The organism is Dyadobacter sp. HNCC25DJ186 (assembly GCF_056895235.1).
This window is the reverse complement of the sequence record NZ_JBXHAS010000004.1, coordinates 148958-164067: the sequence shown is the minus strand read 5'-3', so window position 1 is coordinate 164067 and position 15110 is coordinate 148958. Positions and strand designations below refer to the sequence as shown.

26 protein-coding genes are annotated in these 15110 nt (G+C 40.7%); 25 read left to right on the top strand and 1 reads right to left on the bottom strand.

Annotated elements, in window-relative coordinates; all coding sequences use genetic code 11:
* Positions 1–36 precede the first annotated feature (36 nt).
* The 23 genes from rplP to carA all read left to right on the top strand — a co-directional run bounded on the left by rplP (position 37) and on the right by carA (position 12506).
* Positions 37–462: a 50S ribosomal protein L16 gene (gene rplP / locus AC1XUO_RS14530; RefSeq protein WP_090341168.1), complete on the top strand. Its 426-nt coding sequence runs from the start codon at positions 37–39 to the stop codon at positions 460–462.
* Between the two features lie 43 nt (positions 463–505).
* On the top strand, positions 506–700 hold the full coding sequence (rpmC, locus tag AC1XUO_RS14525; RefSeq protein ID WP_137342289.1) for a 50S ribosomal protein L29: 195 nt from the start codon (positions 506–508) through the stop codon (positions 698–700).
* Positions 701–716: 16 nt separating this feature from the next.
* Positions 717–980 (top strand): 30S ribosomal protein S17, encoded by a 264-nt coding sequence (gene rpsQ / locus AC1XUO_RS14520; protein WP_090341174.1) that lies wholly within the window; start codon positions 717–719, stop codon positions 978–980.
* 3 nt (positions 981–983) lie between these two features.
* On the top strand, positions 984–1352 hold the full coding sequence (gene rplN, locus AC1XUO_RS14515) for a 50S ribosomal protein L14 (protein ID WP_090341176.1): 369 nt from the start codon (positions 984–986) through the stop codon (positions 1350–1352).
* A gap of 49 nt (positions 1353–1401) precedes the next feature.
* The gene (gene rplX, locus AC1XUO_RS14510; RefSeq protein ID WP_234648036.1) at positions 1402–1743 is read left to right on the top strand and encodes a 50S ribosomal protein L24; all 342 of its coding nucleotides are present in this window, start codon (positions 1402–1404) and stop codon (positions 1741–1743) included.
* A gap of 79 nt (positions 1744–1822) precedes the next feature.
* Positions 1823–2383, top strand: coding sequence for a 50S ribosomal protein L5 (gene rplE / locus AC1XUO_RS14505; RefSeq protein ID WP_090341178.1), 561 nt, complete (start codon positions 1823–1825; stop codon positions 2381–2383).
* A gap of 27 nt (positions 2384–2410) precedes the next feature.
* Positions 2411–2680 (top strand): 30S ribosomal protein S14, encoded by a 270-nt coding sequence (gene rpsN / locus AC1XUO_RS14500; RefSeq protein ID WP_090341179.1) that lies wholly within the window; start codon positions 2411–2413, stop codon positions 2678–2680.
* 77 nt (positions 2681–2757) lie between these two features.
* On the top strand, positions 2758–3156 hold the full coding sequence (gene rpsH / locus AC1XUO_RS14495) for a 30S ribosomal protein S8 (protein ID WP_090341180.1): 399 nt from the start codon (positions 2758–2760) through the stop codon (positions 3154–3156).
* A gap of 21 nt (positions 3157–3177) precedes the next feature.
* Entirely contained in the window at positions 3178–3732 is a 555-nt protein-coding gene (gene rplF / locus AC1XUO_RS14490) for a 50S ribosomal protein L6 (RefSeq protein WP_234648035.1), read from the top strand.
* A gap of 49 nt (positions 3733–3781) precedes the next feature.
* A complete protein-coding gene (gene rplR / locus AC1XUO_RS14485; protein WP_137342285.1) occupies positions 3782–4135 on the top strand; it encodes a 50S ribosomal protein L18 in 354 nt (117 codons plus the stop codon).
* 15 nt (positions 4136–4150) lie between these two features.
* On the top strand, positions 4151–4666 hold the full coding sequence (rpsE, locus tag AC1XUO_RS14480; RefSeq protein ID WP_090341189.1) for a 30S ribosomal protein S5: 516 nt from the start codon (positions 4151–4153) through the stop codon (positions 4664–4666).
* Positions 4667–4703: 37 nt separating this feature from the next.
* Positions 4704–4883: a 50S ribosomal protein L30 gene (gene rpmD / locus AC1XUO_RS14475; protein ID WP_159469519.1), complete on the top strand. Its 180-nt coding sequence runs from the start codon at positions 4704–4706 to the stop codon at positions 4881–4883.
* A gap of 14 nt (positions 4884–4897) precedes the next feature.
* Complete coding sequence (gene rplO / locus AC1XUO_RS14470; protein ID WP_483330524.1) at positions 4898–5344, top strand: 50S ribosomal protein L15; 447 nt, start codon at positions 4898–4900, stop codon at positions 5342–5344.
* Positions 5345–5409: 65 nt separating this feature from the next.
* The gene (gene secY, locus AC1XUO_RS14465) at positions 5410–6723 is read left to right on the top strand and encodes a preprotein translocase subunit SecY (protein WP_483330523.1); all 1314 of its coding nucleotides are present in this window, start codon (positions 5410–5412) and stop codon (positions 6721–6723) included.
* A gap of 6 nt (positions 6724–6729) precedes the next feature.
* Positions 6730–7527: a type I methionyl aminopeptidase gene (gene map, locus AC1XUO_RS14460; RefSeq protein ID WP_235151853.1), complete on the top strand. Its 798-nt coding sequence runs from the start codon at positions 6730–6732 to the stop codon at positions 7525–7527.
* Positions 7528–7539: 12 nt separating this feature from the next.
* Positions 7540–7758 carry a translation initiation factor IF-1 gene (infA, locus tag AC1XUO_RS14455; protein WP_090341195.1) on the top strand — a complete coding sequence of 73 codons (219 nt, stop codon included), beginning with the start codon at positions 7540–7542 and terminating at the stop codon, positions 7756–7758.
* 48 nt (positions 7759–7806) lie between these two features.
* Entirely contained in the window at positions 7807–7923 is a 117-nt protein-coding gene (rpmJ, locus tag AC1XUO_RS14450; protein WP_090341197.1) for a 50S ribosomal protein L36, read from the top strand.
* A gap of 5 nt (positions 7924–7928) precedes the next feature.
* Positions 7929–8306 carry a 30S ribosomal protein S13 gene (gene rpsM, locus AC1XUO_RS14445; protein WP_234648033.1) on the top strand — a complete coding sequence of 126 codons (378 nt, stop codon included), beginning with the start codon at positions 7929–7931 and terminating at the stop codon, positions 8304–8306.
* Between the two features lie 42 nt (positions 8307–8348).
* Positions 8349–8744: a 30S ribosomal protein S11 gene (rpsK, locus tag AC1XUO_RS14440; protein ID WP_159469528.1), complete on the top strand. Its 396-nt coding sequence runs from the start codon at positions 8349–8351 to the stop codon at positions 8742–8744.
* 91 nt (positions 8745–8835) lie between these two features.
* Positions 8836–9441 (top strand): 30S ribosomal protein S4, encoded by a 606-nt coding sequence (gene rpsD / locus AC1XUO_RS14435; RefSeq protein ID WP_159469530.1) that lies wholly within the window; start codon positions 8836–8838, stop codon positions 9439–9441.
* Between the two features lie 137 nt (positions 9442–9578).
* Positions 9579–10568, top strand: a complete 990-nt coding sequence (locus tag AC1XUO_RS14430; RefSeq protein ID WP_090341206.1) for a DNA-directed RNA polymerase subunit alpha — start codon at positions 9579–9581, stop codon at positions 10566–10568.
* A 74-nt stretch (positions 10569–10642) separates the two neighbouring features.
* Entirely contained in the window at positions 10643–11209 is a 567-nt protein-coding gene (gene rplQ, locus AC1XUO_RS14425; protein WP_483330522.1) for a 50S ribosomal protein L17, read from the top strand.
* 193 nt (positions 11210–11402) lie between these two features.
* A complete protein-coding gene (gene carA / locus AC1XUO_RS14420) occupies positions 11403–12506 on the top strand; it encodes a glutamine-hydrolyzing carbamoyl-phosphate synthase small subunit (protein ID WP_483330521.1) in 1104 nt (367 codons plus the stop codon).
* A 69-nt stretch (positions 12507–12575) separates the two neighbouring features.
* On the opposite strand, the gene AC1XUO_RS14415 is transcribed toward carA, so the two are convergent.
* Positions 12576–13283 (bottom strand): thioredoxin domain-containing protein, encoded by a 708-nt coding sequence (locus AC1XUO_RS14415; RefSeq protein ID WP_483330520.1) that lies wholly within the window; start codon positions 13281–13283, stop codon positions 12576–12578.
* A 129-nt stretch (positions 13284–13412) separates the two neighbouring features.
* Here AC1XUO_RS14415 and eno point away from each other — a divergent pair, with 129 nt between their 5' ends.
* Complete coding sequence (gene eno, locus AC1XUO_RS14410; protein WP_235151858.1) at positions 13413–14684, top strand: phosphopyruvate hydratase; 1272 nt, start codon at positions 13413–13415, stop codon at positions 14682–14684.
* A gap of 80 nt (positions 14685–14764) precedes the next feature.
* Positions 14765–15064, top strand: coding sequence for an FtsB family cell division protein (locus AC1XUO_RS14405; RefSeq protein ID WP_235151859.1), 300 nt, complete (start codon positions 14765–14767; stop codon positions 15062–15064).
* Positions 15065–15110: the final 46 nt, after the last annotated feature.

Below are 15110 nucleotides of genomic sequence, written 5' to 3'. Positions count from 1 at the left end.
CCGATTTTGTGAAATCGGTTCAAATAGATTAGAATCATGTTACAGCCGAAAAGAACAAAATTTCGCAAGCAACAAAAAAACAAAGGTTCAGAAAAGGGACTAGCCACTCGTGGTGCTGAAATCGCTTTCGGATCTTTCGCGATCAAGTCGCTTGAGCCAGGCTGGCTAACAGCACGTCAAATAGAAGCAGCGCGTATTTCAGTTACACGTGCTATGAAACGTGAAGGCCAGGTATGGATTCGTGTGTTCCCTGACAAGCCTATTACAAAGAAACCTGCAGAGGTTCGTATGGGTAAAGGTAAAGGAGCTCCTGAGTATTGGGTTGCACCAATCAAGCCGGGAACAATCATCTTCGAAGCAACCGGTGTTCCACTGGAAACTGCTAACGAAGCATTGCGTCTGGCTGCACAAAAGCTGCCAGTTAAAACAAAGTTCGTGGTACGTCGGGATTATCAAGAATAGACCAACCCCGAACGTTATCTAAGAACGCTAATTATTAAAAGCAATGACTAGTAAAGAAATACAAGACCTGTCGCAGGATCAGCTGAAAGAACAGATCGCACAAGAAAGAGAGCGCCTACTTCGTTTGAAATTCGCGCACGCTATTTCGCCGATCGAAAACCCTTTGCGTATTCGCGCCTCGCGTAAGGAAATTGCAAAACTATTGACCGAACTGTCGGCTAAAACTAACCAACAGTAAATCAGTTTAAGAAATTATGGAGGCAACAGAAAGAAATTTACGGAAAGAAAGAGTCGGTAAAGTAGTGAGCAACAAAATGGAGAAATCCTGCGTGATCACTGTTGAACGTAAAGTTAAGCACGAGAAATACGGTAAGTTTATGACTAAAACTACCAAACTAATGGTGCATGACGAAAATAACCAGGTTGGTATCGGTGATACGATCAAAGTTATGGAAACCCGTCCGCTTAGTAAGAATAAGCGTTGGAGATTAATTGAAATCCTTGAAAAAGCTAAGTAACAAATGGTACAGCAAGAATCAAGACTGTCGGTAGCAGACAACAGTGGAGCGAAGGAAGTACTCGTAATCAGAGTACTTGGTGGAACTGGCAAACGCTATGCTTCAGTAGGCGATAAGATCGTCGTAACAGTAAAGTCTGCTCTTTCTTCGAGCAGCATGAAAAAAGGAACGGTTTCAAAAGCCGTGGTTGTACGGACTAAAAAGGAAGTACGCCGCAAGGATGGTACATACATTCGCTTTGAGGATAATGCAGCCGTTTTACTTAACAACAACGACGAACCACGTGGCTCACGTATCTTCGGTCCAGTAGCGCGTGAACTGCGTGAAAAACAATTTATGAAGATTGTTTCCCTGGCACCGGAAGTGTTGTAAGAAATAAAGACAAAAGTATTTCTTCAGAACCGATTAGAGAATACCTCAAATGGAAAGCAAAAATAAAAACGTACCTGCAAAATTGCATATCCGCAAAGGAGATACTGTAAAAGTAATCTCCGGAAACGCGAAAGGTGAAACAGGGGTTATCAAAACTGTGCTTATTGAGAAATCAAGAGCAACTGTGGAAGGTGTTAATTTGATTACGAAACACGTAAAACCAAATGCACAGAACCCACAGGGAAGCATCGAAAAACGTGAAGGTACTATTCATATCAGTAACCTGATGGTAGTAGATCCTAAAACTGGCGAAGCGACTCGTACGGGCCGTAAAGCAAACGATAAAGGAAAGTTACAACGGTTCTCTAAAAAATCAGGAGACTTTTTATAAGTCTCTTGGTTTCCGGACCAGTTGTTAGTTTTATATACGAAGCGCGTGGGTCGGCAATCCACATAATTAACTCAGAAAAATGGCACAGCCAAGATTAAAAGAAAAGTACGTTAGCGAAGTAGTTTCGCAACTGAAAGAAAAGTTTGAGTACAAGTCTGTAATGCAGGTACCTCGCTTGACTAAAATCGTTATCAACAAAGGTATCGGCGCAGCCGTATCTGACAAGAAATTGGTTGATACAGGAGTTGAAGAGCTTGGATTGATTACAGGACAGAAAGCAATTGCTACCATTTCTAAAAAGGCGGTTTCCAACTTTAAGTTGCGTGAAAACATGCCTATTGGAGCAAAAGTTACACTACGCGGAGACCGTATGTACGAATTTCTTGACCGTCTGACTTCTATCGCGATGCCTCGTGTACGTGATTTCAAAGGAATCAGCGACAAAGGATTTGATGGTCGTGGAAATTATACTTTTGGTGTGAAAGAACAAATCATCTTCCCTGAGATCTCTATCGAAAAGGTAAACAAGATCACAGGTATGGATATCACATTTGTTACTTCAACGAATTCTGACGAAGAAAGTTACGAATTGTTGAAAGCACTTGGTATGCCTTTCACTAATGCGAACAAACAAGGATAATTCTTAAGATTAAGATATTTACCGACAATGGCAAAAGAATCAGTAAAAGCACGGGAAAGAAAAAGACAAGCTTTAGTAGCTCGTTATGCTGAAAAGCGTAAAACATTAAAGGCTGCTGAGGATTGGGTTGGCCTAGATAAATTACCCCGTAACTCATCGCCTGTACGTCTGCACAATCGTTGCAAGATCACAGGAAGACCTCGTGGATATATGCGCAAATTCGGAATCTCAAGAGTTCTGTTCCGGGAAATGGCCTCTGATGGTAAAATTCCGGGTGTTACAAAATCAAGTTGGTAGGAATACTTTCAATTCTGATTTCAATTACTTAACTTTGCACTCCCGTTTTAAGGGAGTGTTTAAACTAGGCATAAAAAATGTTAACGGATCCCATAGCAGATTATCTGACGAGACTCAGAAACGCCATCAAAGCGAAGCACAGGGTTGTTGAGATACCTGCATCCAACATAAAAAAAGAAATAACGAAGGTACTTTTTGATAAAGGGTATATCCAGAGTTATAAATTTGACGAAGTCGGCCCTCAGGGTGTGATCAAGATAGCCTTGAAATACAATCCTGTTACGAAACAGAATGCAATTGTGAAATTGCAGCGTGTTAGTAAGCCAGGGTTACGCAAGTACTCCGGGACATCTACACTACCTCGCGTTTTGGGTGGTCTTGGAACTGTAATTATCTCTACATCGAAAGGTGTTATGACAGATAAGGAAGCCAAAACACTGAATGTAGGTGGAGAGGTGTTATGTTTCGTGTACTAATATTTTAAAGTTATTCAGGAAATGTCACGAATAGGAAATAAATTAATCACTATACCAGCAGGCGTTACGATCTCTGTATCTGACGATAACCTGGTATCAGTTAAGGGTCCAAAAGGAACGCTTACTCAGTCTGTTGACACCGATATCGCAATCGAAATCGAAGGAAACGAATTGAAAGTAAAACGTCCTAGCGAACAAAAGCGCCACAAAGCGTTGCACGGTTTGTACCGCTCACTAATTAACAACATGGTTATTGGTGTTGAAGCAGGATACAAAAAGGAAATGGAAATCATCGGTGTGGGTTACAAAGCCAGCGCCGTTGGTAACGTTTTAGAGTTGCAATTGGGATATTCACATAATATTTTTATGTCTATTCCTGATGAACTAAAAATTACAACCACTTCCGAAAAGGGTCAGAATCCAAAAGTAATTTTGGAAGGTATTGACAAGGAATTGATAGGTTCTGTTGCTGCTAAAATTAAGTCTCTACGTAAAGTAGAACCTTACAAAGGCAAGGGTATCCGTTTTGTTGGTGAAATCGTTCGCCGCAAAGCTGGTAAGTCTGCTAAGAAATAGTGCGTAGCCACAGGATGATTTTGTTAACTAAGTTTAGATAAGATTTAAAATGGCTACCTCAAAAGTAGATAGAAGACAACGCCTTAAATATCACATTCGTAAGAAAGTGAAAGGTAGTGCTGAACGTCCCCGTCTTTCGGTTTTCCGTTCAAACACTAGCATCTATGCTCAAATCATTGATGATATTCAAGGTATAACCCTGGTAAGTGCTTCGACGCTTGACCTTGGTGAGAGAAAAGAAAGTTCTAACGTAGAGGCAGCTCTTGCAGTTGGAAAGAAGATTGCCGAAAAGGCGCAGGCAGCAGGTATTCTTGCGGTAGTATTTGACCGTAACGGATATTTGTACCATGGTAAAGTTAAAGCATTGGCCGAAGGAGCTCGCGAGGGTGGCCTGAAATTCTAAGAATAAGCAAAGACTATGTCTACAAATACAAAACCTTCAAAGGTTAACGAATCGGATCTGAAAGAACGCGTTGTTGCGATCAATCGGGTAGCAAAAGTAGTAAAAGGCGGTCGTCGTTTTAGTTTCTCTGCCATCGTGGTTGTGGGTGACGGAAAAGGTGTGGTAGGTCATGGACTAGGTAAGGCAAATGAAGTAACAGATGCTATTGCCAAAGGAATTGACGATGCTAAAAAGAATTTGATTCAAATTCCTATGCTGAAAAATACTGTTCCTCATGCGATGGAAGGTAAATTCAGCGGTGGATTTGTTTTGATCAAACCAGCAGCTCCTGGTACAGGAGTTCTTGCGGGTGGCCCAATGCGCGCCGTTCTTGAAAGTGCCGGTATCAAAGACGTCCTTGCTAAATCAAAAGGTTCTTCGAATCCGCACAACGTTATCAAAGCTACAATTGACGCTCTTTTGAAAATGAGAGCACCTCATCAGGTTGCTTTCCAACGTGGAGTTAAATTGGACAAAGTATTCAACGGATAATCCTTACAAGGGATTATCCTTTTATCTGAGAGTAATTATGTCAAAAGTACGTATTACACAAATTAAAAGTGTTATCGATCGTCCGGAAAGACAAAAGTTAACTATCAAAGCGTTAGGCTTGGGTAAGATTAACCGTTCGGTTGAGCAGGAAAATACCGACGCCATTGCGGGTATGATCCGTAAGGTAAGTCACTTAGTTTTAGTTGAAGAAATCTAATAAATACTAAAAGTATGAATCTTAGTTCATTAAAACCGGCAGCTGGATCCGTTAAAGTCGGAAAACGTGTCGGACGTGGTCAGGGATCCGGTTTAGGCGGAACTTCTGCACGTGGACATAATGGAGCACAGTCTCGTTCAGGTTACAGCCGTAAATTGGGTTTTGAAGGTGGCCAGATGCCTCTTCAAAGACGTTTGCCGAAATTCGGTTTTAACAACATTAACAGAGTAGAATACAAAGCATTAAATCTTGATGCAATTCAGGCTCTTGTTGAGAAAACAAATGCTACTGTAATTACGCTTGACTTGATTCGTGAAAACGGACTTTGTGCGAAAAAAGACCTTGTGAAAATCCTTAACCGTGGAGAGATTACATCTGCTGTTGAAGTTCAGGCAAATGGTTTTTCTGCATCGGCCATCGAAGCGATTGAAAAAGCAGGTGGTAAGGCAGTTAAATTGTAACCTTGTTGGTTCAGTTCTAAACCGTGTATGTTTGATTATCGAACAGATAATGTAAGCCCCATAACATGAAACGATTTTTTGAGACGATAAAACATATATTTTCGATTGAGGAGTTGAGAACCAGAATTCTCAACACTCTTTTGTTTATAACAATATTCCGTTTAGGGTCTTATGTAGCTTTGCCTGGTGTAGAACCGGATCAGATGAATTTTTCATCACAGGGTTTATTAGGTCTTCTTGATACTTTCTTAGGTGGAGCTTTTAGTAAAGCTTCCATCTTTGCGCTTGGTATCATGCCTTACATTTCTGCTTCCATTGCAATCCAGCTTTTGACTATGGCCTTGCCGTATTTCCAGAAGATGCAAAAAGAAGGTGAGTCGGGGCGTAAGAAGTTAAATCAAATTACAAGGGTTCTTACGATTATTGTGACGTTGGTACAAGGAACTGCGTATTTAAATACAACTGTTCCTGATGAAGCATTGCTAGTTTCCCGCAGCTTATTTTCTATATCCTCAGTTTTTGTTCTTGCAGCCGGAACTATGTTCTGTATGTGGTTGGGAGAGCGTATTACGGATAAAGGTGTAGGAAATGGAATCTCTATGTTGATTATGATTGGTATTGTTTCTCGTTTTCCGGGTGCAATTCTTAAAGAGTTTCAATCAAGAGGAACGGGTGGAATTTTGCTTTTCGTTCTTGAAATTGTCGCCTTGTACTTCGTAATTATGGGTGCTGTAATGTTAACCCAGGCAGTACGTCGTATTCCGATACAATATGCAAAACAGGTAGTTGGTAACCGGGTTATGGGTGGCCAGCGTCAGTATCTGCCGTTGAAATTGAATGCAGCTGGTGTTATGCCAATTATTTTCGCTCAGGCGTTAATGTTCATTCCTTCTCTCGGAGCATCGTATTTTGCTGAAAAGAGTGATTTTGCAAGTAACGTTGCTACGATTTTTGCAAACTATACAACCTGGCAGTATAATTTATTGTTTGCGTTCCTTATCATCGTTTTCACTTTCTTCTATACTGCTATCTCGGTAAATCCGCAGCAAATTGCAGATGATATGAAAAGAGGCGGCGGTTTTATCCCTGGTGTTAAGCCAGGTCAGCAGACTTCTGAATACATCAGTTCTATCCTTGACCGCATCACTTTCCCTGGTTCACTTATGTTGGCTCTTGTAGCTATTCTGCCTGCTTTTGCGAGTATGGCTGGTGTATCAACGGACTTCGCGCATTTCTTCGGGGGAACATCTTTACTTATTATGGTAGGTGTTGTTTTGGATACTTTGCAACAAGTTGAAAGTTACTTGCTGATGAGAAGATATGAAGGACTAATGAAGTCAGGACGTGTAAAAGGTAGGACTGAAAGCGTTGCTATCTGATTTGGAATGATCTATTTGAAAACAGAGGAGGAAATAAACCTCATTAAGGAAAGTGCACAGGTTTTAGGTAAGGCTCACGCCGAGGTGGCACAATGGATTAAACCGGGTATCACTACAAAAAAACTTGACACAGTCGCTGAGGATTATATCAGAAGTTATGGAGGAATACCTTCATTTAAAGGCTTCAACAATTTCCCTGCTTCACTTTGTATGTCCGTAAATGAAGTAGTAGTTCACGGAATTCCCGGGAGTTATGAACTAAAAGACGGAGACATTGTTTCAATTGATTGCGGTGTTAAGTTAAATGGATTCCACAGCGACAGTGCTTATACCTATCCTGTGGGCGAAGTATCAAAAGAAGTGATGGATCTTTTAACTGCCACAAAAAAATCTCTTTATAAGGGAATTGAACAAGCAGTTGACGGATTAAGAATAGGTGATATCGGATTTGCAGTACAACATTATTGTGAACAAAGAGGTTACACCGTAGTTCGTGAACTTGTAGGGCATGGTGTGGGAAGAGAACTTCACGAAAGCCCGGAAGTTCCTAATTACGGAAAAAGAGGAAAAGGATTACGTTTGAAAGAGGGAATGGTCCTGGCAATCGAACCGATGATTAACTTAGGTACTAAGTCAGTTATGCAGGAAAAAGACGGCTGGACAATCAGGACAACGGATCGTAAATACTCAGCTCACTTTGAACATACGGTTGTGGTGCGTAAAGGTAAAGCTGAGATTCTTACCACTTTTGATTATATAGAACAAGTCACGGCGAATACCAGCCTAATGGTTGAAGTAAAGTAATAAAAGCTACGAATGGCAAAACAAGCATCAATTGAACAAGACGGGGTCATTTTAGAAGCGCTCTCGAATGCAATGTTTCGTGTAGTATTGGAAAATAAGCACGAAGTAATAGCACACATCTCTGGTAAAATGAGGATGCACTATATTAAAATTTTACCCGGTGACCGTGTAAAGCTTGAAATGTCTCCATACGACTTATCAAAAGCGAGAATTGTATACCGATACAAATAAGCTGAGAATTTGAATAGATTAGTTTAGGAAATAACTATTGTAAGTAACATGAAAGTTAAAGCATCAGTAAAAAAGCGCAGTGTAGACTGCAAAGTCATACGCCGGAAGGGTAAGGTCTACGTAATAAATAAGAAGAACCCACGGTATAAACAAAGACAAGGTTAATAATTATGGCACGTATTTCAGGAGTTGATATCCCCGACCGTAAAAGAGGCGAAATCGCCTTAACTTACATTTTTGGAATTGGTCGCAGTACTGCGAAGAAAATTCTGGACAAAGCAGGTGTGGATCTGGATAAAAAGGTACTTGACTGGTCAGATGAAGAGTCAGGGGCTATTCGTTCTGTTATTACAGGCGAATATAAAGTAGAGGGAGCACTAAAGTCGGAGGTTCAATTGAGTATCAAACGCTTAATGGATATTGCTTGTTACCGTGGCCTTCGTCATCGTAAGGGATTGCCATTGCGCGGACAGAGAACCAAGAATAACTCTCGTACTCGTAAGGGTAAACGCAAGACAATCGCGAACAAGAAAAAGGCTACTAAATAAACAATGAGTGTGGCATCACAGCCACATCTTATTCCATAAGCAATGGCACAAAATAAAAGAAAAGACAAGGCAAAGAAGAGAGTTGTTGTAGTAGAATCGGTGGGTCAGGTACACATCAGAGCTTCTTTCAACAACATCATCATCTCTATCACTAACAGCAATGGACAGGTGATCTCATGGGCTTCGGCTGGTAAAATGGGATTCCGTGGTTCTAAGAAAAACACTCCTTACGCAGCTCAGACTGCAGCACAAAACTGTGCTCAGGTTGCGTTTGATCTTGGAATGCGTAAAGCTGAAATTTTTGTTAAAGGACCTGGTTCAGGTCGTGAGTCGGCGATCCGTACGATTCAAAATGCAGGCATTGAAGTAACCACGATCCGTGATATTACTCCACTTCCTCACAACGGATGTCGTCCTCCGAAAAGAAGAAGAGTTTAGTTTATTTTTTATCCAATGATTCCTTCATTCGTAATTTGGACACTGGGGTTACAGAATGGTTATCATTAACATTACAAACAATTAGTATCAAATGGCTCGTTACACAGGTCCCAAATCCAAAATTGCAAGACGCTACGGAGAACCAATTTTAGGCCCTAGCAAAGCACTTGCAAAGAAAAATTACCCACCCGGAGTACACGGAAAGGGTCGTCGTTCCAAAAAATCGGAATACGCTTTACAATTAATGGAAAAGCAAAAAGTTAAGTTTATCTACGGTATTCTTGAAAGACAGTTTCGTAATCTATTCGAAAAAGCGTCTGTAAAAGAAGGTCTTACCGGTGAAAACTTACTTCGTTTCTGCGAAGCCCGTCTTGATAACACAGTTTATCGTTTAGGTATTGCTCCTACAAGACGTGCAGCTCGTCAGTTGGTTTCTCACAAACACATTCTTGTTGATGGAGAGATCGTAAACATTCCTTCATATTCTTTACGTCCTGGACAAACTGTTACAGTGCGTGAAAAATCTAAATCTCTTGAAGCTGTTTCGGAAAGCTTAGCTGGCCACAGTTCAAAAGGATTCAACTGGTTGGAATGGAACGGACAAGAGCTTTCAGGTAAATTCATAACTTTCCCTGACCGCGAGCAGATTCCTGAAAACATCAACGAGCAACTTATCGTTGAGTTGTACTCGAAATAATAAGTAATCTTCAAAATTTTATGAGCACGCTTCATTCTTGGAGCGTGCTTGTAGCCGAAAAACGGCAATATTTGCGATCGCAAAGGTAACGGTAGCGTGATCAACTATCATTTACTACTATAAAAGGAGCAAGGACTATGTCAATATTAGCTTTCCAAATGCCTGATAAGGTCGTCATGGAAAAAGCAGACGACTTTCACGGGTTGTTTGAATTTAAGCCTTTAGAGAAAGGGTATGGCGTAACAATCGGTAATGCGTTACGCAGGATTCTTCTTTCATCTTTGGAAGGCTATGCCATCACGAGCGTGAAGTTCCCTGGCGTGCTTCATGAATTTTCGTCCATTGAAGGTATTGTTGAGGATGTAACAGAAATCATCCTGAACCTTAAGATGGTTCGATTTAAAAAAGTATCGGATTTAAACGAAAGCAGAATAGTTGTTAATCTTAAAAATGTTTCGGTTATTACAGCCGGTGACATCAGCAAGTTTACCAGCGCTTTCGAAGTTTTAAATCCTGATCAAGTAATTTGTCATATTGACGACAACAAGGAGTTCGAAATGGAACTTTTGTTGGATAAAGGAAGAGGATACGTTCCTGCTGATGAGCCAAGAGCAAATGAATTGCCTTTCGGATACATCGCAATGGACTCGATCTATACGCCGATTAAAAATGTTAAATACAGCGTTGAAAATACGCGTGTTGAACAACGTACCGATTACGAACGTCTTTTAATTGATATTCAAACGGACGGGTCAATCCACCCGGAAGATGCTCTTAAAGGAGCTGCGAATATTTTGATTCAACACTTTATGCTGTTCTCTGATCAAACGATGACGTTTGAGAAACAGAAAGCTGAGGAAGATAATCAGGTTGATGAAGAAATGTTGCGTATGAGGAAGTTGCTTAAAACTTCACTTTCGGAGTTGGATCTTTCAGTTCGTGCATACAACTGTTTGAAATCAGCTGACGTGAAATCTTTGGGCGATTTAGTAAGACTTGAAATTTCGGACATGATGAAGTTCCGCAACTTCGGTAAAAAATCTCTGACTGAGTTGGAGCAACTTGTTGCTGACAAACAACTCGTATTTGGAATGGATGTTGCCAAATATCGTTTGGACGAAGAATAAAATAAATTCCATAATAAGTATGTATTCTGTAGCGCGTAGCAATGCGCAGCTCGAAGCAACTAAACAAAAACAAAATGAGACACGGAAGAAAAGTAAATCACCTGGGAAGAACGCATTCACACAGAAAAGCAATGCTTGCGAATATGGCTTCCTCGTTGATTCTTCACAAAAGAATTGAGACAACGCTTGCAAAAGCGAAAGAACTTAAAAAGTTTGTAGAGCCTTTGTTGACTCGCGCGAAAGAAGATACGACTCACAATCGTCGTGTGATCTTTGGTTATTTGAACGACAAAGAATCAGTTAAAGAACTTTTTGGTACTATTTCTGATAAAATTGCTGACCGTCCGGGCGGATACACACGTATCATCAAATTGGGTAACCGTTTGGGTGATGCTGCTGAAATGTCTTTGATGGAACTTGTTGATTTCAACGACGCATTACTACTTGCTAACGCAGACAAACCTGTGAAAACTCGTCGTAGCCGTCGTGGTGGTAAGAAAGAAGGCGGATCAGAAACACCAGCAGTAGAAGCGGCACCAGCTGCACCGAAAGCTGATTTCCCGATCGTAGCTGAAGATGAAACACCAGAAGCTCCAAAAGCTAAGTCTGATGAATCTCAGGAAGATGCTAAAAGCGAATAATTTAGTGGAAAGCATCCGATAAATATTAATTAAAAGGGTTAAACGTTTTCGTTTAACCCTTTTTTTTGACTAAAAATATATACTTTTGCAGCGCCAAATTTAATAGCAAGATGGTGCTTTGTTTCTTACTGTGCATGAATTGAACTGCTTTAACAGTAAGAGCGTTATAATTAGCAAATCGATTTAACCATATATGAATCAAAAGAAAGAGGCTTTATTACTGCTGGAAGACGGAACAGCATATAGAGGGTTAGCTTTAGGGATAGACGGCACAACCGGTGGCGAGATCTGCTTTAACACGGGAATGACGGGGTATCAGGAAATTTATACTGACCCTTCCTATTTTGGACAAATCATAGTGAACACCAATTCCCATATAGGAAATTATGGTGTTCAGCTGGAAGATGAAGAAGAGTCGAATTCTGTGAAGATTAAGGGAATGGTATGTAATACTTTTTCAACAGTCTACTCACGCGATACGGCAGATTTTTCTTTGCAGGAATATTTTGAAAGGGCGAAAATTGTTGGTGTGAGTAATGTTGACACAAGACATATTGTGCGCCACGTTCGTGAAAAAGGAGTAATGAATGCCATCATTTCATCTCAGATCCTGGATGAAAAAGAATTGATGGACGAATTGCATAAAGTACCTTCCATGGATGGTCTTGAATTATCGTCCCTTGTAACCACTGATACGGCTTATTTTATGGGCACAGAAGCGGGAAGCAAGTGGAGAATTGCGGTAATGGATTACGGTATCAAGAAGAGTATTCTGAATAATCTTACGCAACGTGGATGTTACTGCAAGGTTTTTCCAGCACAAGCGTCTTTTGAAGAAGTAATGAGCTGGAATCCGGACGGATTTTTTATCTCCAACGGACCTGGTGACCCATCAGCGATGCCTTACGCGATTAAGACGGTGGATGAAATGGTGAAAACAGGCAAGCCCTTATTCGGTATTTGCCTTGGACACCAGTTGCTGGCCCTTTCAAGCGGAATTAATACATATAAAATGCACCACGGACACCGTGGTTTAAATCATCCGGTTAAAAACCTGATCACGGGTATGTGCGAAATCACATCTCAAAATCATGGTTTTGCGGTTAATCCTGACGAAATCCAAAGTCATCCGGACGTTGAGATTACACATGTCAACCTAAATGATAAAACGATTGAAGGTATTCGTCGTAAAGATTATCCAGCTTTCTCGGTACAATATCACCCTGAAGCTTCACCAGGACCGCATGATTCGCGTTACTTGTTTGACGAGTTTGCTAAGCTTTTGTCAGAGGTTTAGGATTAAGATAGAAATACAACAAAAAATCCCGCCGAATTTCGACGGGATTTTTTGTTGGTAAAAAGTTATCTAAATATTTTCTTCAATCACCTTTTTGAACTCTGCTTCTTCCATTAACCCATTTCTCCGAAGAATCAATTTTCCTTTTTTGTAAAAAAGGAAAGCAGGAATTTCATCAATACCAAGCTCCTTTGCCAGTGCTTTATTCTGGTCGTAATGGATTGTTTCAATATTGGCTTTTGACTTATATTCTTCGGCCAGCTTGTGGACTGTTGGAAGCATTTTGATACATGGAGCACACCAGGGCGCATAAAAATCAACCATAACCAGCTTTTCAGAACTTATTAGTTTTTTGAAATCAGCTGTACTCATGCCCTTATTCATGGCACCAGCTCCTTTTGGCGCATCGATCAATTTTCCGGAAGAAGTCCATTTCATAAAACCGCCCTGCATTTCATAAACATCGGTAAAGCCTTTTTCATGAAGGACTTTCGCCGCTGCTGAACTGCGCCCGCCGGAGAGACAGTAAACAAATACAGGTTTATTTTTATCAAGTTTTTCGACCTGCTCTTTGAATGCAGCATTTTTGTAATCGATATTTTCTGCTTTTTCCAGATGGCCCTGACTAAATTCCTCAGGCGTTCTTACATCCAGTAACTGCGCTTGTTTGGTTGCATTCAGCTTATTTTGAAAATCATTAGTGCTCAACTGAGTCTGTGCCACTACCGCTGAGGCCGTTAGCAATATGCCCAGAAATGTTATGAGAATACTTTTCATCTTGTAAAATTTAATTCTGTGATCATGTAAATTTACCTTAAAATAGATTAGCGGCTCACGTATGACATTTTTTTTGTGTTATTTTGTACTGTTAATATATCCAATTTCAAATCAAACCCAAAGCTGCAAATGAGTACGATTCAGTCAGTACATGCAAGACAAATTCTGGATTCAAGAGGAAACCCTACAGTAGAAGTAGATATTCGTACCGAAAATGGTTATTTAGGACGCGCTGCGGTGCCGTCCGGAGCATCAACCGGTAAACACGAAGCAGTAGAACTTCGCGATGACGACAAGAGCGTTTACGTTGGAAAAGGAGTTTTGAAGGCTGTTGAAAATGTTAACGATATCATTTTCCCTGAATTGATCGGCGCTTCTGTTTTCGAACAAAACCTGATTGATAAAATAATGCTTGAATTGGATGGTACGCCAAACAAAAGCAAGCTGGGTGCTAACGCAATCCTTGGTGTTTCTCTGGCGGTTGCCAAAGCTGCCGCACAGGAAGCTGGTCTTCCTTTATACCGTTACATCGGTGGTGTTAATGCCAATACACTTCCTGTTCCGATGATGAATATTTTGAATGGTGGTAGCCACGCAGATAACTCAATCGATTTTCAGGAATTTATGATCCTTCCTGCGAAAGCTGATACTTTCTCTGAGTCTCTTCGTATGGGTGTTGAAGTTTTCCACACTTTGAAAACTGTATTGAAAAGCAAAGGATATTCTACTAACGTTGGTGACGAAGGTGGTTTTGCTCCAAACATTAAATCAAACGAAGAAGCGATCGAAATCGTTATTCAGGCGATCGAAAAAGCAGGTTACAAACCAGGCGAGGATATTTTCATCGCGATGGATGCTGCCGTTTCTGAATTCTACGAAGATGGTTTCTACCACTTCAAAAAATCAGATGGCCGTAAACTGACTTCTCCTGAAATGGCTGACTACTGGACTCAGTGGGTTGCGAAATATCCAATTATCTCGATCGAAGATGGTATGGACGAAGATGACTGGGCTGGGTGGAAAACACTTACCGAATCAGTTGGTTCTAAATGTCAGTTAGTAGGAGATGATTTGTTCGTAACAAACGTAACACGTTTACAACAAGGAATCGAATCTCAGATCGCGAACTCAATTTTGGTTAAAGTAAACCAGATCGGTTCTTTGACTGAAACAATTGATACTGTTAATCTTGCTAAAAGAAACAGTTACAAAACGATCATGTCTCACCGTTCTGGTGAAACTGAGGATTCTACAATTGCTGACCTTGCAGTAGCGTTGAACACAGGACAGATCAAAACTGGTTCTGCTTCTCGTTCTGATCGTATGGCGAAATACAACCAGCTTCTTCGTATTGAAGAGGAATTGGGAGAAAGCGCTTACTTCCCAGGATTGAAATTCTAATTTGAGTATAATAAAACCGGAGCTCGGCTCCGGTTTTCTCTTTTCCCGGCATGATCGATTTTAAAAGGCTTATACCGCACATGCGTAAATTCTATACCGCAACATTTGTGGTATGGCTCGTCTGGATTTTGTTTTTAGATAACAATAATCTCAAAGTAGTTTTGTCAAACCGTGTCAAAATGAAAGAGCTGGAAAAGGAAAAAGCGATCTTGCAGGATAAAATAAAGCAGGTAGTTCGTGAACGCAACGAGGTTTTCGGAAACCCGAAAATGCTGGAAAAATGGGCACGGGAAAAATACTACATGCGAAAACCTCACGAAGATGTTTACGTCATCGTGGATGAAAATAATCAACCAATTGAAAGCCGGAAGGAGGAATAAAAGTTCTGTCCGAGCCAATCGGCAGCGCTTATAACAGTAACAAACA